The sequence below is a fragment of the Bradyrhizobium guangxiense genome, from assembly GCF_004114915.1.
Taxonomy (GTDB): domain Bacteria; phylum Pseudomonadota; class Alphaproteobacteria; order Rhizobiales; family Xanthobacteraceae; genus Bradyrhizobium; species Bradyrhizobium guangxiense.
This window is the reverse complement of sequence record NZ_CP022219.1, coordinates 6,022,629-6,037,514: the sequence shown is the minus strand read 5'-3', so window position 1 is coordinate 6,037,514 and position 14,886 is coordinate 6,022,629. Positions and strand designations below refer to the sequence as shown.

The window sequence follows — 14,886 nt, the reverse complement described above, 5'->3', positions numbered from 1 at the left end:
CCCGCCGCTAGTCGTTGAACATTGGCGGCGGCACGAAGCCGCCGAATTCGCGCTCGATCAGCTCGGCGAGCTTGAGCGGCGTGCGGTCCTCGAGGAAGGGGCCGATGATCTGGACGCCGACCGGCAGGCCGTCCTTCGACAGGCCGAGCGGAACGGCCGTGGCCGGCAGGCCCGTCAGCGTGGCGATGCCGGGCCAGGCAAGCTGGTCCGGATAGGCATGGTCCTTGCCGTCGATATTGATCCGGCGCTTCTCTTGCTCCGGTGAATGATCGTGCGGATAGGCGGGAGTCGGCATGATCGGGCAGATCACCGCATCGAATGTCCTGAACAATTGCCGCCACTGCGCGCGCAGCCCGGCGCGCGCGCCCTCGTCGAACACCCAGGCCTGATGGGTGCTGGTCATGCCGCGCAGCCGCTCCGCGGCAAGGCTCTTGTCGTCGGGTGAGAGCTGCGCCGCGCCGGCCCGGGCCCCGGCGAGAATGTCGGGTGCAAAGAAGGCGCCCAGAAAGCCCATCAGCATGCGCATGTAGAGGCGCGAGGCTTCGCCGAAGTCAGGAAACAGTGGGCTTTCGCGCGCGACGCTCGCGCCGAGGCTCGTCAATTGCCCGGCCAGCTTCTCGATCGCGCCGCGGATCTCGGCATTTGCAGGCAGCAATGGATGGCTGTCGATCACCAGCAGGCGGAAATCCTTTAGCCGGGCGTGGCGCGCGTCGGGCAGCGCGAGCTTGTATCCGACGCCAAGGTCCAGCGGATCGGGGCCGGCCATCACGTCCAGCAGCAGCGTGAGATCGGCTGCGCTACGGGCCATCGGCCCGATCACCGCCATGTCGCGTTCCATCGGAATCGCCGGAAATGGCGGCGGCGTATGGCCGCGCGTGGGGCAGAGATTGTAGGTCGGCTTGTGCGCGTAGACGCCGCAATGGAACGCCGGCACGCGCAGCGAACCGCCAATGTCGGACCCGAGCGAGAGCGGACCGTAGCCGGCCGCAAGCGCTGCCGACGAGCCGCCCGATGAGCCGCCGGGCGTGCGGCCGAGGTCGTACGGATTGTTCGTCGTGCCGTAGATGTCGTTGTAGCTCTGCCAGTCTCCCAACCCGACGGGAACGTTGGTCTTGCCGACAATGACACCGCCGGCGTGCTTCACCCGGCTGATCGAGAGCGCATCCTCTGCCGGCCTGAAATCCTTCTGCGGGAGCCAGCCCCAGGTCGTCGGCAGGCCGGCGACGTTGTAGGATTCCTTCACCGTGACCGGCAGGCCGAGCAAGGGCTTGCGCTCGCCGCGCGCCAGGGCGGCGTCCGCATCGCGCGCTGCGCCGAGCGCGCGGTCAAAATCGCGCACGCAGATCGCGTTGACCTTGCCGTCGTGCCGCTCGATGCGATCGATCGCATCCTGCGCGAGCTCGAGCGCGGAGACCTTCTTCGCGGTCAATGCGGCCGACAGCTCGACCGCACTCTTGAAACTCCATTCCGACCTGGCCACGGCGCTTTCTCCTGTTCTTGTTGTCGAAGGATGATGCGCAGTTTGGCCGAATGCTGCAACGATTGTTTGATCGCGATTGATGTGCTGCTGGCTGTCAGCGGGGCCGCCAACCAATAAAGTCTGTGTCATCGCCCGGCTCGACCGGGCGATCCAGTACGCCGTGGCGATTATGGTGAGAGCGGGCTCGCCGACGCAGGTCTCCGGAATACTGGATCGCCCGCTTTCGCGGGCGATGACACCGTGGGTAGGGTAGCTACGCCGCCCCGATTAGGATCCCCACCGCGAGCACGATCGCGCCGCCGAGCACGATCTGGAACACCGCCTGCAGGAACGGCGTGTCCATGTAGCGCGAGCGGATGAAGGCGATCGCCCACAATTCGAAGAACACCACGACGCAGGCGATCGCCGTCGCGATCCAGAACGCGTTGGCCCAACGATCCGGCACGAGATAGGGCGCGGTGTGGCCGAGCCCGCCGAGCGTCGTCATCGCGCCGCAGGTGACGCCGCGCAGCCAGGGCGAGCCGCGCCCCGTCAGCGAGCCGTCGTCGGACAATGCTTCGGCAAAGCCCATGCTGATGCCCGCGCCGATCGAGGCGGCAAGGCCGACCAGGAACGTCTGCCAGTTCTGGTGGGTGGCGAAGGCCGCGGCGAACAGTGGCGCCAGCGTCGAGACCGAGCCGTCCATCAGGCCGGCGAGGCCCGGCTGCACATATTGCAGCACGAACATCCGCCGGCGCGTGCGGTCCTCCTCGGCGCGCACGTCGGGCTTCAGGATCTCGTCGGTCAGCCTGGCGGCGGTGTGCTCATGGCTTTTCTCGGCCTCGGCGAGGTCGCCGAGCAGCCGGCGCACGTTGACGTCCTCGGCCTGCTCGGCAGCCTTCGCATAGAAGCGCTCCGCCTCGAGCTCCATGGTCTCGACTTCCCGGCGGATCGTGTCGAGCGGCAGGTTCTTGGTCAGCCAGATCGGGCGGCGGCGCAGAAAGCCCTTGACGTCCTCGCGGCGGATCGGAGGCAAGTGCTGGCCGAAGCGCTGCTCGTACAGCTCCAGCAGCATATGGCGATGGCCGCGCTCCTCCTCCGCCATCTGCTCGAACAGCTTGGCCGAGTCCGGGTAGCGTTCCTTCAGATCCTCCGCGAAGGTCATGTAGATGCGGCTGTCCTCCTCCTCGGAGGAGATCGCGACAGCCAGCACCTCGCGCTCGGTCAGTTCGGCAAACGTCTTCACGGCGGTCCTGTCACATCAGTTTAGAATTGTTCTAAATGATATAGGGCGCCGCGGTTTCCGGGTCAAATCAGGCTGTGCCGGCCTTTGCGAGAAAGTCGAGCAGCAACCGGCTGACCTCAGCCGGCTGCTCCTGCTGCACCCAATGACCGGCACCGTCGACGAGGTGGCAGCCGAGCATCTTCGTGCAGCCGCGCCCCTGCATCGCCTCGAACACGCCGGGGCGTTGATAAGTGCCCCAATCCTGCTTGCCCGAGATGAAGCAGGAGGGCACGTCGATGCTGCGGCCAGAGAACAGCTGCATCTCGCTGTTCAGCATGCCCGAGGTGCCATAGCGATACCATTGCAGCCCGCCCTGGAAACCGGTGCGGCCATATTCGGCGCTGTAATAGGCGAGCTCGCTGTCCGGCAGCCATCGGTTTGCGGCGATCGCGGCGGGCGAGGGCATTTCCTTCGCGACCGTCTCCGCCATGGTCTCGCCGGCGTCCATCACGTAATAGGTCGGCAGCTTTGCAAGTTCGGCCGCGGACCATGACTTGAGCGGATACGGTTTGTTGTCGGTCCAGTCCGCACTCTTGTGGTGATAATAGGCACGCAGGAAATCATGCACGCCCTGTGACGCCTGCTGCATGTCGGCATTGGCTTCGCGTGTCGAATAGTACCATTGATAGTGCTTGCGCGGCCGCGGCAGCGCGGCGAGCTCGCGATGCACGGGGTCCTCGACCGCAGGCTTGGCCGCCGCTTCGATCGTGCCAAACGGCAGTGGCGGCGCTCCGCCGAACGGCGCGCTCATCAGCGCCACCGAACGAAACACGTCGGGTCTTATCAGCGCGCACCAGGCCGCGACCGGGCTGCCGAAATCATGTCCGACGACATCGACCTGCCTGTAGCCGAACGCCGACACCAAAGCGAGCGCATCGCGCACGAGGTTGAGAAGCGAGAACGGCGCGAGGTCGCCGTCGTAATCCGCACGCCATCCCGTGGTGCGGCCATAGCCGCGCTGGTCCGGCGCGATCACGTGATAACCGGCGGCGGCGAGCGTGGGCATCACCTTGCGCCAGGAGAAGGCAAGCTCCGGAAAACCGTGCAGCAGAAGGATGCAGGCCCGACCCTTGGTCTCGAAGCCCGCCTCCAGCACGTGCATCCGCAAGCCGTTGATACCGTCGACATAACGCGAGCGGATGCCGGCGGGCAGGGGAATGTCGGGGAGTGATGTCATCATTTCCTCCGTCGTAGGTGTCTCTCACCCTCCAGGGGAGTACGGGAGTTCGCGATGCAACCGCGTTACATCAAACCGACTCACACACGAACGCATTGCCCTTGCGCCTGATCTTCCCCACCGACGGCGAAGGGAAATGAGCCGTGCAGCACAGCGTGTCGGTGTCGCAATAGCGCTCCAGGAAGCCGCGGCGCGTCGTTGCGGCCCTGGCCGGATCGACGTCGAACTTGATCGACAGCTCCGGGTAGAGCGTCTGCAAGGGCGAGTGCATGAGATCGCCCGAGAATACGGCGTCGTCCTTGCCGCGCCCCATGGTGATGGCGATATGGCCCGGCGTGTGACCGGGTGTCGGCAGGATGCGGACATGGTCGCCGATCTGATGGTCGTTGCCGACGAGCTCGTGCCTGTTAGCCTCGACCACCGGCAGCACGCTGTCGGCGAAAGGCGGGACTTCCGCCTTCGCATTCTGCGCGGTCCAATGGTCGAATTCCTGCCTGGCGAAGACGTAGCGTGCCTTCGGGAAGGTCGGCACCCAGCGGCCATTCTCCAGCCGCGTGTTCCAGCCGACATGATCGACATGCAGATGGGTGCACATCACGAAGTCGATATCCTCAACCGAGAAACCGGCGGCACCCAGAGCACGCAAGTAAGTGTCGTCGGTCTTCATGTTCCATTTCGGCCGATTGGGCCGGGGCTTGTCGTTGCCGATGCAGCTGTCGACCAGGATGGTGTGGTGCGGCGTCTTCACCACGTAGGACTGGAAGCACAGCAGCAGCACGTCCTGCTCGTCCAGCGCCTTGGCTTCACGCATCCACGCCCGGTTCTCAGCCAGCACCTCCGCCGTCAATCCCGGCAGCATCTCCAGCGCCGGGACGAACGAGGTCTCCTGCTCGATGACGCGATGGATGGTGAGATCGCCGACCGAGAATTTCAGGCTCATGGGAACTCCCGCGATTACAGCATGATCCGGAAAAGTGTGCAGCGGTTTTCCGACAAGATCATGCTCAAACAACAAGCTAAAGCGCGACGATTGTCGCGCTTTAGCTGGCCGGCGGCACCGACACCTTCACGGACGGCCGCTCCAGCATCTTCTGGTGGAAGGCATCGAGCTTCGGATAGGCCTTGCGCCAGCCGCAATCGGCGAAGCGGAAGTCGGCATAGCCGAGCACGCAAACGAGCCCGATTTGCGAGATGTCGAACGGGCCGTTCAGAACCTCGGGCATGTTCTCGAAGCGCGCCATGCCGGTCCAGGCCCTGTTCCAGTGGTCGTCCGACCAGGCCTGCCATTGCAGGCCCTGCGGCCGCACCATCTTCTCGTAGCGGCACAGCAGCATGGAATCGAGCATGCCGTTGATCAGGGAGTGGTTGGTCTTGGCCTTCCAGCGCCGCGGACCGTAATCCGGAATCAGGCTGCCGCCGGCCATCTCGTTGAGATATTCGACGATGACATAGGAATCCAGGATCACGTCGCCGTCATCGGTGATCAGAACCGGCAGCTTCTTCAGCGGCGTGATCTTCGAATAGTCCTCGTTGGCCGTGCCCGGCGCGACCGTTGCCGGCGTGAGCTCGATCTTGTCGATCAGCCCGAGCTCGATCGCGGCAATCCGCACCTTGCGGGCAAAGGGCGAGGCGGGGGAGAAGGTGAGCTTCATTCTGGATCCTTGTTGTCATTCCGGGGCGATGCGAAGCATCGAACCCCGGTGCGCACTTGCGAACCTGAGAATCTCGAGATCCCGGGTCCAGCGCTGACGCGCCGTCCCGGAATGACGAAGAGGCAATCGCGCCTACGCCGCGATGATCTCCTGGCGCTGCTCGCCGAGACCCTCGATGCCGAGCGTGACGACGTCGCCGACATTGAGGAAGGTCGGCGGCTTCATGCCGAGGCCGACGCCGGGCGGGGTGCCGGTCGTGATGACGTCGCCGGGCAGCAGCGTCATGAACTGCGAGACATAGGAGATGCACTTGGCCATGGAGAAGATCATGGTCTTGGTCGAGCCGGTCTGGCGGCGCTGACCGTTGACGTCCAGCCACATCGACAGGTTCTGCACGTCCTTGATCTCGTCCTTGGTCGCGAGCCACGGTCCGAGCGGGCCGAACGTGTCGTGCGATTTGCCCTTGGTCCACTGTCCCAGGCGCTCGATCTGGAAGGCGCGCTCGGAGACGTCATTGCAGACGCAATAGCCGGCGACATGGTTCAGCGCGTCGGCTTCCGAGACGTACTTGGCGCGGGTGCCGATGATGGCGGCGATCTCGACCTCCCAGTCGAGCTTGGTCGAGCCGCGCGGCTTTTCCACCGCATCGTTCGGGCCGGACAGCGAGGTGTTCGCCTTCATGAAAATGATCGGCTCGCTCGGGATGTCGGCGCCGGTCTCCTTGGCATGGTCGGAGTAGTTGAGGCCGATCGCGACGAATTTCGAGATGCCGGTGACGGGCGCGCCGAACCGCGGCTTGCCGGAGACCGCGGGCAGCGAGGCGGGATCGAGGCTTGCCAGCTTCTTCAGGCTTTCAGGCGAATAAGCCTCGCCCGTGAGGTCCTTCACATGCGCGGACAGGTCGCGCAACTGTCCGGATTTGTCGATCAGGCCGGGCTTTTCCGCACCCTTCTCACCGTAACGAACAAGCTTCATTCTCGTTTCTCCCTAGCAATGGACCGATCGGTTAACAGCTTCATGGAACAGGGCGGCGGGAAATTCAACCGCCGAAAACAGAGGTCACCCCAGCGCCATAAACCGGAACGCGTCCCCATCCCGCTTGATATGCCCGGCCGAAAAGTGCCCGCCGATCACGAGCGTCGGGGTGTCGGCAAAGCGGCCGAACAGCGCCGCCCTCGTCGCGGCAGATTGCGCCTGGTCGGAATCCGCGGTCGAGGACCAGTCGAGATGCGCCATCTGGCAGGGATGATGGGCGACGTCGCCGGTGAGCAGGCCCTGCTCGCCGTCCGATTGGATCAGGATGCTCATATGGCCGGGGCTGTGGCCCGGGGTCGGAATCATGCTGACCTCCTCGCAGAGCCGGTGGTCGCTCGCGATCAGCTCGGCCCTGCCGGCATCGACGATCGGCTTGACGGAATCATCGAACACCGCCGCCTTGTCCGGCTCCGTCGAATGGTCGCGCCAATGCTCGTATTCGGTTTTGCAGAAGACGTAGCGCGCCTTGGGAAACGTGGGCACCCATTTGCCGTCGACCAGCTTCGTATTCCAGCCGACATGATCGACATGGAGATGCGTGCACAGCACGGTGTCGATGCTGTCAGGGGCAAAGCCGGCCGCAATCATCGTCTCGAGAAATGGCGTGCTGCGATTATTCCAGGTCGGCACGTTGCGGCCCTGCTTGTCGTTGCCGAGCCCGGTGTCGACCACGATCCGGCGCGTCGGCGTCTCCACCACCAGCGAATGGATCGACATCTTCAGCCGGCCTTCTTCGGTGGCGAAATGCGGGATCAACCAGGGCAGCTTCTGGATCTCGGCGTGGCCCGCGAGCGGAAGGATGAAGCGGGTCGAGCCGACCGTCTCCAATTCTACGACCTGAGTGATTTTGACCCTTCCCACCTTCCACTGCATCCGGCACCTTCCCATGTTCTTGTTCTGGCGCCGAAACATGCGCACTTTCCGCATCTTGGCGCAATGGATCATCTGACGCGATGCGGCGTTATCGCGGGAACCGGAGGAGGAGCCATGCCAGAGCTTGCAATATCCGCTGAAAAGGTCGCCTTCATCATCGAGAAGGCGCGCGAATTCGACGTCAAGGAAGGGGATTCCGATCCGGATTCCGGCTCGAACCCGAGCGATGACGATGCGCTCGACGTTCTCGAGGATGGCGGCTCCGATCCTGTCGTCCAGGAGCTCGGAAGCTTCATGATCGCCTTGAACGAGGACGAGCAGATCGATCTCGTCGCGCTGACCTGGCTTGGTCGCGGCGACGGCACGATCGACGATTGGGACGATCTGCGCGCCCGCGCGGTGGAGGCGAGGAGCGAGTATCGCAGCCCGCGCCGTGAAACCGTGCACTATCTGCTCGGCGAGCCCATGCTGGGCGACCTGCTCGCGGACGCGCTCGACGCATTCGGCATCGACTGGACCGACGAGCGCACCCCCGCCGATTCCTCCGGCCCGAGCCAGCAGGACGAGGACGAGCCGACCAAGCAGCGGTGAGGCGAAGAGCGCCCTCCCCGCAAGAGCGGGGAGAGCGAGATGCGTTACAGCGTCCCCGGGAACGCACCGCCATCGAGCAGAATGTTCTGCCCGGTGATGAAGCCGGCCTTGGCGCCGCACAGGAAGGCGCAGGCATAGCCGAACTCGTCGGGCTGGCCGAAGCGGCCGGCGGGGGTGAGCTTGGCGCGCTCGGCCAGGATCTGCTCCGGCGTCACGCCGCGCTTGTCGGCCTCGGCCTTGGCGGTGCCGGTGAGACGGTCGGTCTCGAACGGGCCCGGCAGCAGGCCGTTGATGGTGACGTTGTTGATCACCGTCTTGCGCGACAGGCCGGCGATGAAGCCGGTGAGGCCGGCGCGCGCGCCGTTGGAGAGGCCGAGAATGTCGATCGGCGCCTTCACCGCGGCCGAGGTGATATTGACGATGCGGCCGAACTTGCGCGCCATCATGCCGTCCACGGTGGCCTTGATCAGCTCGATCGGGGTCAGCATGTTGGCGTCGATCGCCTTGATCCAGTCGTCGCGGGTCCAGTTGCGGAAGTCGCCGGGCGGCGGGCCGCCGGCATTGTTGATCAGGATGTCGGGCTCGGGGCACGCCTTCAGCACGGCTTCGCGGCCCGCCGGCGTCGTGATGTCGCCGACGATCTCGGTGACCTTCACGCTCGGATAGGCTTTCCGGATCTCGTCGGCCGTCTTCTTCAGCGCTTCGGCGCCGCGCGCGGTCAGCGTGACGTCGACGCCGGCCTCCGCCAGCGCGATGGCGCAGGCACGGCCGAGGCCCTTGCTGGATGCGCAGACGATGGCGCGGCGACCTTTGATCCCAAGATCCACTGTTTCACTCCCATAAATGTCAGGCAGGTTTTGGATGCCGCTATTCTAGCCAACCTCGACGCCGCTGATAAGGCATCGGCTCGCACCAAAATGCATGCGCCTCGCCGCTAGCGATGCAAATGCGGCTGAGCTCTAGATGCGCCGCTCCTGCTTGAGACGCTCGATCGCGGCGGCCGCCTCCGGCGGTAGCGATTTGAAGCCCATCTGCCCGACGGTCGAGAACAGCGGCCGCAGATGCGAGCCGGCGAGAAACGGCGGCTGTCGGTTGGCCGGCACGATCTTGTCGAATACCAGGACCAGCGTGGTGGCGACGAGGCCGACCCTGATGGCGCCGAGCGCGGCGCCGCCGAGCCGGTCGCCGATGCCGGCTTCGCCGATGGTGTCGTTCAGCGCGATGCGGCCGATATGTCCGAACAGCATCCCGACCACGACGAAGATGCCGAACAACCAGATCCAGTTCTGCAGCAGCGGCGAATTCGGGTCGCCTGCAATCTGCGGCACGATCAGCGGCATCAGCGCAACCGCAATCGGCGCGGCGACAAGATAGGCGAGGATGGTCATGGCGCTGCGCAGCAGCCCCGTCCGGAAACCGAAGCCGATCGCGATGGCGAGCGCGGCATAGACGGCGAGATCGAAACTGTTCATGAGCAAAACCCTGCCTCGACGGAGCGAATGAACGCCGGACCGGTCATTCCGGTTTCAGATCGATAAAATCGTCTGTATTGATGGCTCCAAGAATCCAGGGATACGCGCATGTCAGACCTATTCGACGTCAGTAAAGAAACCATCCTCGTCACCGGCGCAAGCCAGGGCCTGGGGCGGCAGTTTGCCCGGGTGCTGGCGGCCCATGGCGCGGCCGTGGCGCTCGCGGCGCGGCAGACCGGCAAGCTGAAGAGCCTGGCGGAGGAGATTTGCGGCGAGGGCGGCCGCGCCGCCGCGGTCGCGCTCGACGTCACCGACACGGCCTCGATCGCCGGGGCCATGGATGCCGTGGAAGCGACGCTCGGTCCGGTCACGGTGCTGATCAACAATGCCGGCATCGCCATCGAGAAGCTCGCGACCGAGCAGACCGAGGCCGATTGGGACGCGGTGATCGGTGCGAATTTGAAGGGTGCCTATTTCCTGGCGACCGAAGTCGCGCGGCGCATGATCGCGCGCAAGCAGCCGGGCAACATCGTCAACATCGCCTCCGTGCTCGGCACCAGCGTGCTGAAGGCGGTGTCGCCTTACGCGATCTCCAAGGCCGGCATCATCCAGGCGACCAAGGCGATGGCGCTGGAACTCGCCGGGCAGAACATCCGCGTCAATGCGCTCGCGCCCGGCTACATCGACACCGAGATGAACCACGCCTTCTGGTCGACGCCCGCAGGCGAGCGCCTCGCCAAGCGCATCCCGCAGCGCCGCGTCGGCGCTGAATCCGATCTTGACGGCGCGATCCTGCTGCTGGCGTCAAACGCGTCGCGCTACATGACGGGGAGCGTGGTGACGGTGGATGGCGGGTTCCTGCTCAACTAACCACCGCTGTCGTCCCGCGTTCGAGGGGACGACAGCGGATGACGCGACACCGTCGCTCAACTCGTCCGCATCTCCCCACGGATCATATCCGCCGCCTTCTCCCCGATCATGATCGTCGGCGCGTTGGTGTTGCCGCCGATCAACGTCGGCATGATCGAGGCGTCGACCACGCGCAATCCCCCTATGCCGTGCACCTTCAGCGCCGGGTCGACCACGGCCATCGCATCCGTCCCCATCTTGCAGGTGCCGACGGGATGATAGACCGTGTCGACGCGTTGGCGCAGAACGCTGCGGATGTCGTCATCGGTTCGCACGTCGGCGGTGAACATGTCCTTCTTCTGCAGCGCGCGCAGCGCCGGCGTCTCCATCAGCCGTCGCGTGGTCTTGAAGCCCGCGACCATCCTCTCGAGATCCTCCGCCTCGCCCAGGAAGTTCGGGTCGATCATCGGCGCTGCGAGCGGATCGGAGCTTTTCAGCCATACGCTGCCGCGGCTCTTCGGCCTGAGCAGGCAGACATGGCAGGAGAAGCCCGCCTCCTTGTGCTTCTTGCGGCCGTGGTCGTCGAGCATCGCGATGACGAAGTGGAGCTGGATGTCCGGCACGTCGAGGTGGGGCTGTGTCTTCAGGAAGCCGCCGCACTCGGCGAAATTGGTGGTCATCAGCCCGCGTCGCTCGCGGCGGTAGCGCTGGATGGCGCGGAGCAGGGAGGGCAGCCGGCTGATCGACGCGTGAACGAAGTGCGGATAGTCGGAGGCATAGACGAACACGAAGTCAGGATGGTCCTGCAGATTGCGCCCGACACCCGGCAGATGATGCACGACGCCGATGCCATGCGCGGCAAGCGCAGTGCCGTCGCCGATGCCCGACAGCATCAGGAGCTGCGGGGACTGGAACGCGCCGGAGGCGAGGATCACCTCGCGACGAGCGCGAAGCTGCTTTTTCTGCTTGCCCTGCACATATTCGACGCCGACGGCGCGGCCACCTTCGAACAGGATCTTCGTTGCCTGCGCCGCCGTCTCGACACGCAGATTGGCGCGCCTCTCCAGGTGAGGATCCAGATAGGCGCGCGCCGCGCTCCAGCGCTCGCCATTGTGCTGCGTCACCTGGTAGCTGCCGAGCCCCTCATGGTCCTCGGCATTGAAGTCGTCGCGGATGCGGAACTGCGCCTCGCGCGCGGCCTGCTGGAACACGTCATGGATCGGATTGTCCGAGCGCAGCCTGTTGACATGCAGCGGGCCGCCCTTGCCATGATACTCGCCGTCGAAATCGGCGTTGTTCTCCGACCGCGTGAAATAGGGCAGCACGTCGGCATACGACCAGCCGGCATTGCCGAGCGAGGCCCAGTGGTCGTAGTCCCATTTGTGGCCGCGGATGTAGACCATGGCGTTGATCGCCGAGGAGCCGCCGAGGCCCTTGCCGCGCGGTTGATAGCCGATGCGGCCGTTCAATCCCTTCTGCGGTACGGTGTCGAAGGCCCAGTTGGCCGCCTTGTAGGGCAGGGCGAGCCCGAATGGCGTGGTGATCCGCCAAGTGTCGTTCCGTCCGCCGGCATCGAGCAGCGCGACGGATGTCCCCGCATCCTCCGACAGCCGCCCTGCAACGGTGCAGCCGCCGGAGCCCGCGCCAACCACGACGAAATCGAATGTGTCGGTCAATGCTGTTTCCCCCTTGTATTTTCTTTTCGTCATTCCGGGGCGCGCGCAGCGCGAACCCGGAATCCATTTAGCCGCATCAACGGTGCGAAATGGATTCTCAGGTGCGCAATTGCGCACCATAGCTCGCCTCTTCGAGGCGCCCCGGAATGACGAGCTCCTACGACATGAACCGCATCAGCTTCTCCAGCCGCGCGATCTTGCCGCCATAGGGCGGATAGAGATCGGCGAGGCGGTTGAACTTGGAGCGATAGAACACCGGCTTCAGCTTGCTGAAGGTGCGAAAGCCCCATTCGCCGTGATAGGCGCCGGTGCCGGAGGCGCCGACGCCGCCCATCGGCTGGGTGATTTGCGTGAAGTGAAACAGGCAGTCGTTGACGGTGACGCCGCCGGAGACGGTGCGCGCCAGCACCGCGTCGCGCGCGGCAGCGTCCTTGCCGAACCAGTACAGCGCCAGCGGGCGGTCGCGATGGTTGATGAAGGCGATGGCATCAGTGGGGTGGCGATAGCCGAGAACGGGCAGCACAGGCCCGAAGATCTCCTCCTGCATCGCCGCCATTGCTTCGGTTGCGCCGACGATCAGCGTCGGCGGAAATTTGCGGTGCGCCTTCCAGTTCGGATCGTCCGCCTTCGCCGGTTGCAGGATTTTTGCGCCGCGCTGCGCCGCATCGGCGACGAGACCTTCGAGCCGCGCATAGTGCCGGTCCGAAATGATCGAGGTGTAGTCCTTGTTCGAAGGGTCCGTGCCGAACATCCGCCGCATCTGGGTGCGCACCTTCTCGGCGAAGGCCTGCAGCGACGGCTCCGGCACCAATACGTAGTCGGGCGCGATGCAGGTTTGCCCGGCATTGAGCAGCTTGCCGTAAGCGATGCGCTCGGCGGCTTCCTCGAGGTCGGCCGAGGCGTCGATGATCGCTGGCGACTTGCCGCCGAGCTCGAGCGTGACCGGCGTCAGGTTACGCCCCGCGGCTTGCGCGACCAGCCGCCCGACCCGGGTCGAGCCGGTGAACACGAGGTGATCGAACGGCAGCCGCGCAAAGGACTCTGCGATCTCGCCTTCGATGCCGGTGACGAGCAGCTCGGTTGCATCGAACCTCGCTGAGACCGTCTCCTTCAGCAGGCCTGCGAAATGCGGCGTGAGCTCGCTCGGCTTGATGAGAACGCGGTTGCCGGCGGCGAGCGCGCCGATCGCGGGGGCGAGCGTGAGCTGGAGCGGATAATTCCACGGCGCGATAATGCCGACGACGCCGAGCGGCTGCGGCATCAGCCGGTTGCGCGCGGGGAGGAATTGCAGCGCGGTCGCGATCCGCTGCGGCGCCATCCAGGCCTTCAGGTGCTTGGTGGCATACCGGATCTCGGAGAACAGCAGCATGGTCTCGGCGATGGTGGTCTCGACCGCCGACCGGTGGCCGAAATCGGCCGAGATCGCCTGGCGGAAGCGCTCCTCGTTGTCGGCGACGACGCTGCGCAGCCGCGCCAGCCGGTCGAGCCGCTCGGCCAAGCCGGGCGCCGGCTCGTCCCGCGACCGCGCGACCATGGCGTGGAACGCCTCCTCCAGCGCTCCGACCGGGGCGCTCGTCAGGGATTTGTCCACGGCGTTCCTCCCTCAGGCACGCGTTTTGAGCCCAAATCTTGTTGCCGCAAGCTGGCCCTTTGTGGAACTTCTGGCAAGAGCGCAGGCAATGCCGCGGAAATTGGTCGATTCCCCTGTCATAAAGTCGAAAAAAACGTTCCCGCAGCCCTTTCCAAAGCCACCCTGCCTTGATACATACGCCCCGCACCCGACGGGCTTTGCCCCGGGATTGCCTTCCAAGGAAGCCTTTGGGACGGACCAGAAGAGCCGCGCGAACCGCGTAGGCCTCAACCGACCGTCCCCGGGATTTAACTGAAGGCAAAGCAAGTGTTTAACGCGGGGTGGAGCAGCCCGGTAGCTCGTCAGGCTCATAACCTGAAGGTCATAGGTTCAAATCCTATCCCCGCAACCAAATTCGGATTGACCGGATCCGAGACGAAAATGGCCCGCTTGATGCGGGCCATTTTTGTTTTGGGAAGTTCTGTCGCAGCGCTCCTTTCCGACCACCGCGATCAGCGTGCGAGGCTGTAGTTGCGTCGGCTGCAAGGTGTCCGCGGGAGCAGGATGATGATCAGTCCCTGTACGGACAGACCATCGTCAGATTGAGCTGCGTCGGCTTGTCCGAGCCCTTCTTGTACTGCCACTCCAACCGGATCTCGTGCCGGTGGGCATAGGCGTCGTTCGGCGCGTGGACGATGATGTTGGTCTTCATCGGGATCGGCGGTTCGGAGTTGAAGCACTTCCGGACGCACGCATCGAGCAGGTCGCATCGCGTCAGCGGGATGACACCGGGCTCGTCCCTGGACAGCGGGACCGTGTTCGGCTGGGTGCTGAGGTCGAGACGAGCCCGGCCCTTCTCCTTGTGCCAGTACTTGGCGCTTCCCTGCGGCCACTTCGAGGCCGGCGTCAGAATCAGATGATACTGACCGTATTCCAGGGTCGGCAGGTCGATGTCGTCCGACGCCTTGAGCTTGGCCACGCTCTTCTTCATGTTCGCCAAGGGGTAGTAATTGCTGTTCATCAAGTCCCGAAATGCCTTACCGCTATATGTCCTGCCGCCCATCGCCTTGTCCTTCGATCCAATCCAATCAATGAGGGAAACGTGCAAGCCCAGCAGGTGCGTTGGCTAGAACGAAGCCCCGGTGCCCCCTAGAATGCGCGGCCCCATCTCGCGCGCGCAAACGCTATCACTCGAAATTGTGCTTCGTCCAGAGAGATGCAGACTGGCGATGCCGCCACGCTTGCGT

General features: G+C 64.7%; 14 protein-coding genes and 1 tRNA gene. 3 read left to right on the top strand and 12 right to left on the bottom strand.

What is annotated here, in order from left to right; genetic code table 11:
- Window positions 1-7: 7 nt before the first annotated feature.
- From X268_RS28935 to X268_RS28905, 7 genes are all read right to left on the bottom strand, one after another.
- Window positions 8-1,480: an amidase gene (locus X268_RS28935; protein ID WP_128928092.1), complete on the bottom strand. Its 1,473-nt coding sequence runs from the start codon at window positions 1,478-1,480 to the stop codon at window positions 8-10.
- 253 nt (window positions 1,481-1,733) lie between these two features.
- Window positions 1,734-2,705 (bottom strand): iron exporter MbfA, encoded by a 972-nt coding sequence (gene mbfA, locus X268_RS28930; protein WP_128928091.1) that lies wholly within the window; start codon window positions 2,703-2,705, stop codon window positions 1,734-1,736.
- Between the two features lie 67 nt (window positions 2,706-2,772).
- Entirely contained in the window at window positions 2,773-3,921 is a 1,149-nt protein-coding gene (locus tag X268_RS28925) for an alpha/beta hydrolase (protein ID WP_128928090.1), read from the bottom strand.
- Between the two features lie 70 nt (window positions 3,922-3,991).
- A complete protein-coding gene (locus X268_RS28920) occupies window positions 3,992-4,861 on the bottom strand; it encodes an MBL fold metallo-hydrolase (RefSeq protein WP_128928089.1) in 870 nt (289 codons plus the stop codon).
- Window positions 4,862-4,961: 100 nt separating this feature from the next.
- Window positions 4,962-5,573 (bottom strand): glutathione S-transferase family protein, encoded by a 612-nt coding sequence (locus X268_RS28915; RefSeq protein WP_128928088.1) that lies wholly within the window; start codon window positions 5,571-5,573, stop codon window positions 4,962-4,964.
- A 132-nt stretch (window positions 5,574-5,705) separates the two neighbouring features.
- Window positions 5,706-6,548, bottom strand: coding sequence for a fumarylacetoacetate hydrolase family protein (locus tag X268_RS28910; RefSeq protein WP_128928087.1), 843 nt, complete (start codon window positions 6,546-6,548; stop codon window positions 5,706-5,708).
- Window positions 6,549-6,632: 84 nt separating this feature from the next.
- Window positions 6,633-7,481, bottom strand: a complete 849-nt coding sequence (locus X268_RS28905; RefSeq protein ID WP_164938199.1) for an MBL fold metallo-hydrolase — start codon at window positions 7,479-7,481, stop codon at window positions 6,633-6,635.
- A 114-nt stretch (window positions 7,482-7,595) separates the two neighbouring features.
- Here X268_RS28905 and X268_RS28900 point away from each other — a divergent pair, with 114 nt between their 5' ends.
- The gene (locus X268_RS28900; RefSeq protein WP_128928086.1) at window positions 7,596-8,072 is read left to right on the top strand and encodes a DUF3775 domain-containing protein; all 477 of its coding nucleotides are present in this window, start codon (window positions 7,596-7,598) and stop codon (window positions 8,070-8,072) included.
- A 44-nt stretch (window positions 8,073-8,116) separates the two neighbouring features.
- Here X268_RS28900 and X268_RS28895 read toward each other — a convergent pair whose 3' ends face one another.
- Together X268_RS28895 and X268_RS28890 are read right to left on the bottom strand one after the other, a co-directional pair.
- Window positions 8,117-8,899 (bottom strand): SDR family oxidoreductase, encoded by a 783-nt coding sequence (locus X268_RS28895; RefSeq protein WP_128928085.1) that lies wholly within the window; start codon window positions 8,897-8,899, stop codon window positions 8,117-8,119.
- Between the two features lie 132 nt (window positions 8,900-9,031).
- The gene (locus tag X268_RS28890) at window positions 9,032-9,544 is read right to left on the bottom strand and encodes a CvpA family protein (protein ID WP_128928084.1); all 513 of its coding nucleotides are present in this window, start codon (window positions 9,542-9,544) and stop codon (window positions 9,032-9,034) included.
- Between the two features lie 108 nt (window positions 9,545-9,652).
- Between X268_RS28890 and X268_RS28885 the strand changes: the two genes are divergently transcribed.
- Complete coding sequence (locus tag X268_RS28885) at window positions 9,653-10,414, top strand: SDR family oxidoreductase (RefSeq protein ID WP_128928083.1); 762 nt, start codon at window positions 9,653-9,655, stop codon at window positions 10,412-10,414.
- Between the two features lie 56 nt (window positions 10,415-10,470).
- Here the strand turns inward: X268_RS28885 and X268_RS28880 are convergent, their stop codons facing one another.
- Window positions 10,471-12,069: a GMC family oxidoreductase gene (locus X268_RS28880; protein WP_164937977.1), complete on the bottom strand. Its 1,599-nt coding sequence runs from the start codon at window positions 12,067-12,069 to the stop codon at window positions 10,471-10,473.
- 157 nt (window positions 12,070-12,226) lie between these two features.
- Complete coding sequence (locus X268_RS28875; protein ID WP_430648431.1) at window positions 12,227-13,603, bottom strand: coniferyl aldehyde dehydrogenase; 1,377 nt, start codon at window positions 13,601-13,603, stop codon at window positions 12,227-12,229.
- Between the two features lie 371 nt (window positions 13,604-13,974).
- Here X268_RS28875 and X268_RS28870 point away from each other — a divergent pair.
- Window positions 13,975-14,051 (top strand) — tRNA-Met (locus tag X268_RS28870).
- 159 nt (window positions 14,052-14,210) lie between these two features.
- On the opposite strand, the gene X268_RS28865 is transcribed toward X268_RS28870, so the two are convergent.
- A complete protein-coding gene (locus X268_RS28865; protein ID WP_128928080.1) occupies window positions 14,211-14,702 on the bottom strand; it encodes a hypothetical protein in 492 nt (163 codons plus the stop codon).
- Window positions 14,703-14,886 lie beyond the last annotated feature (184 nt).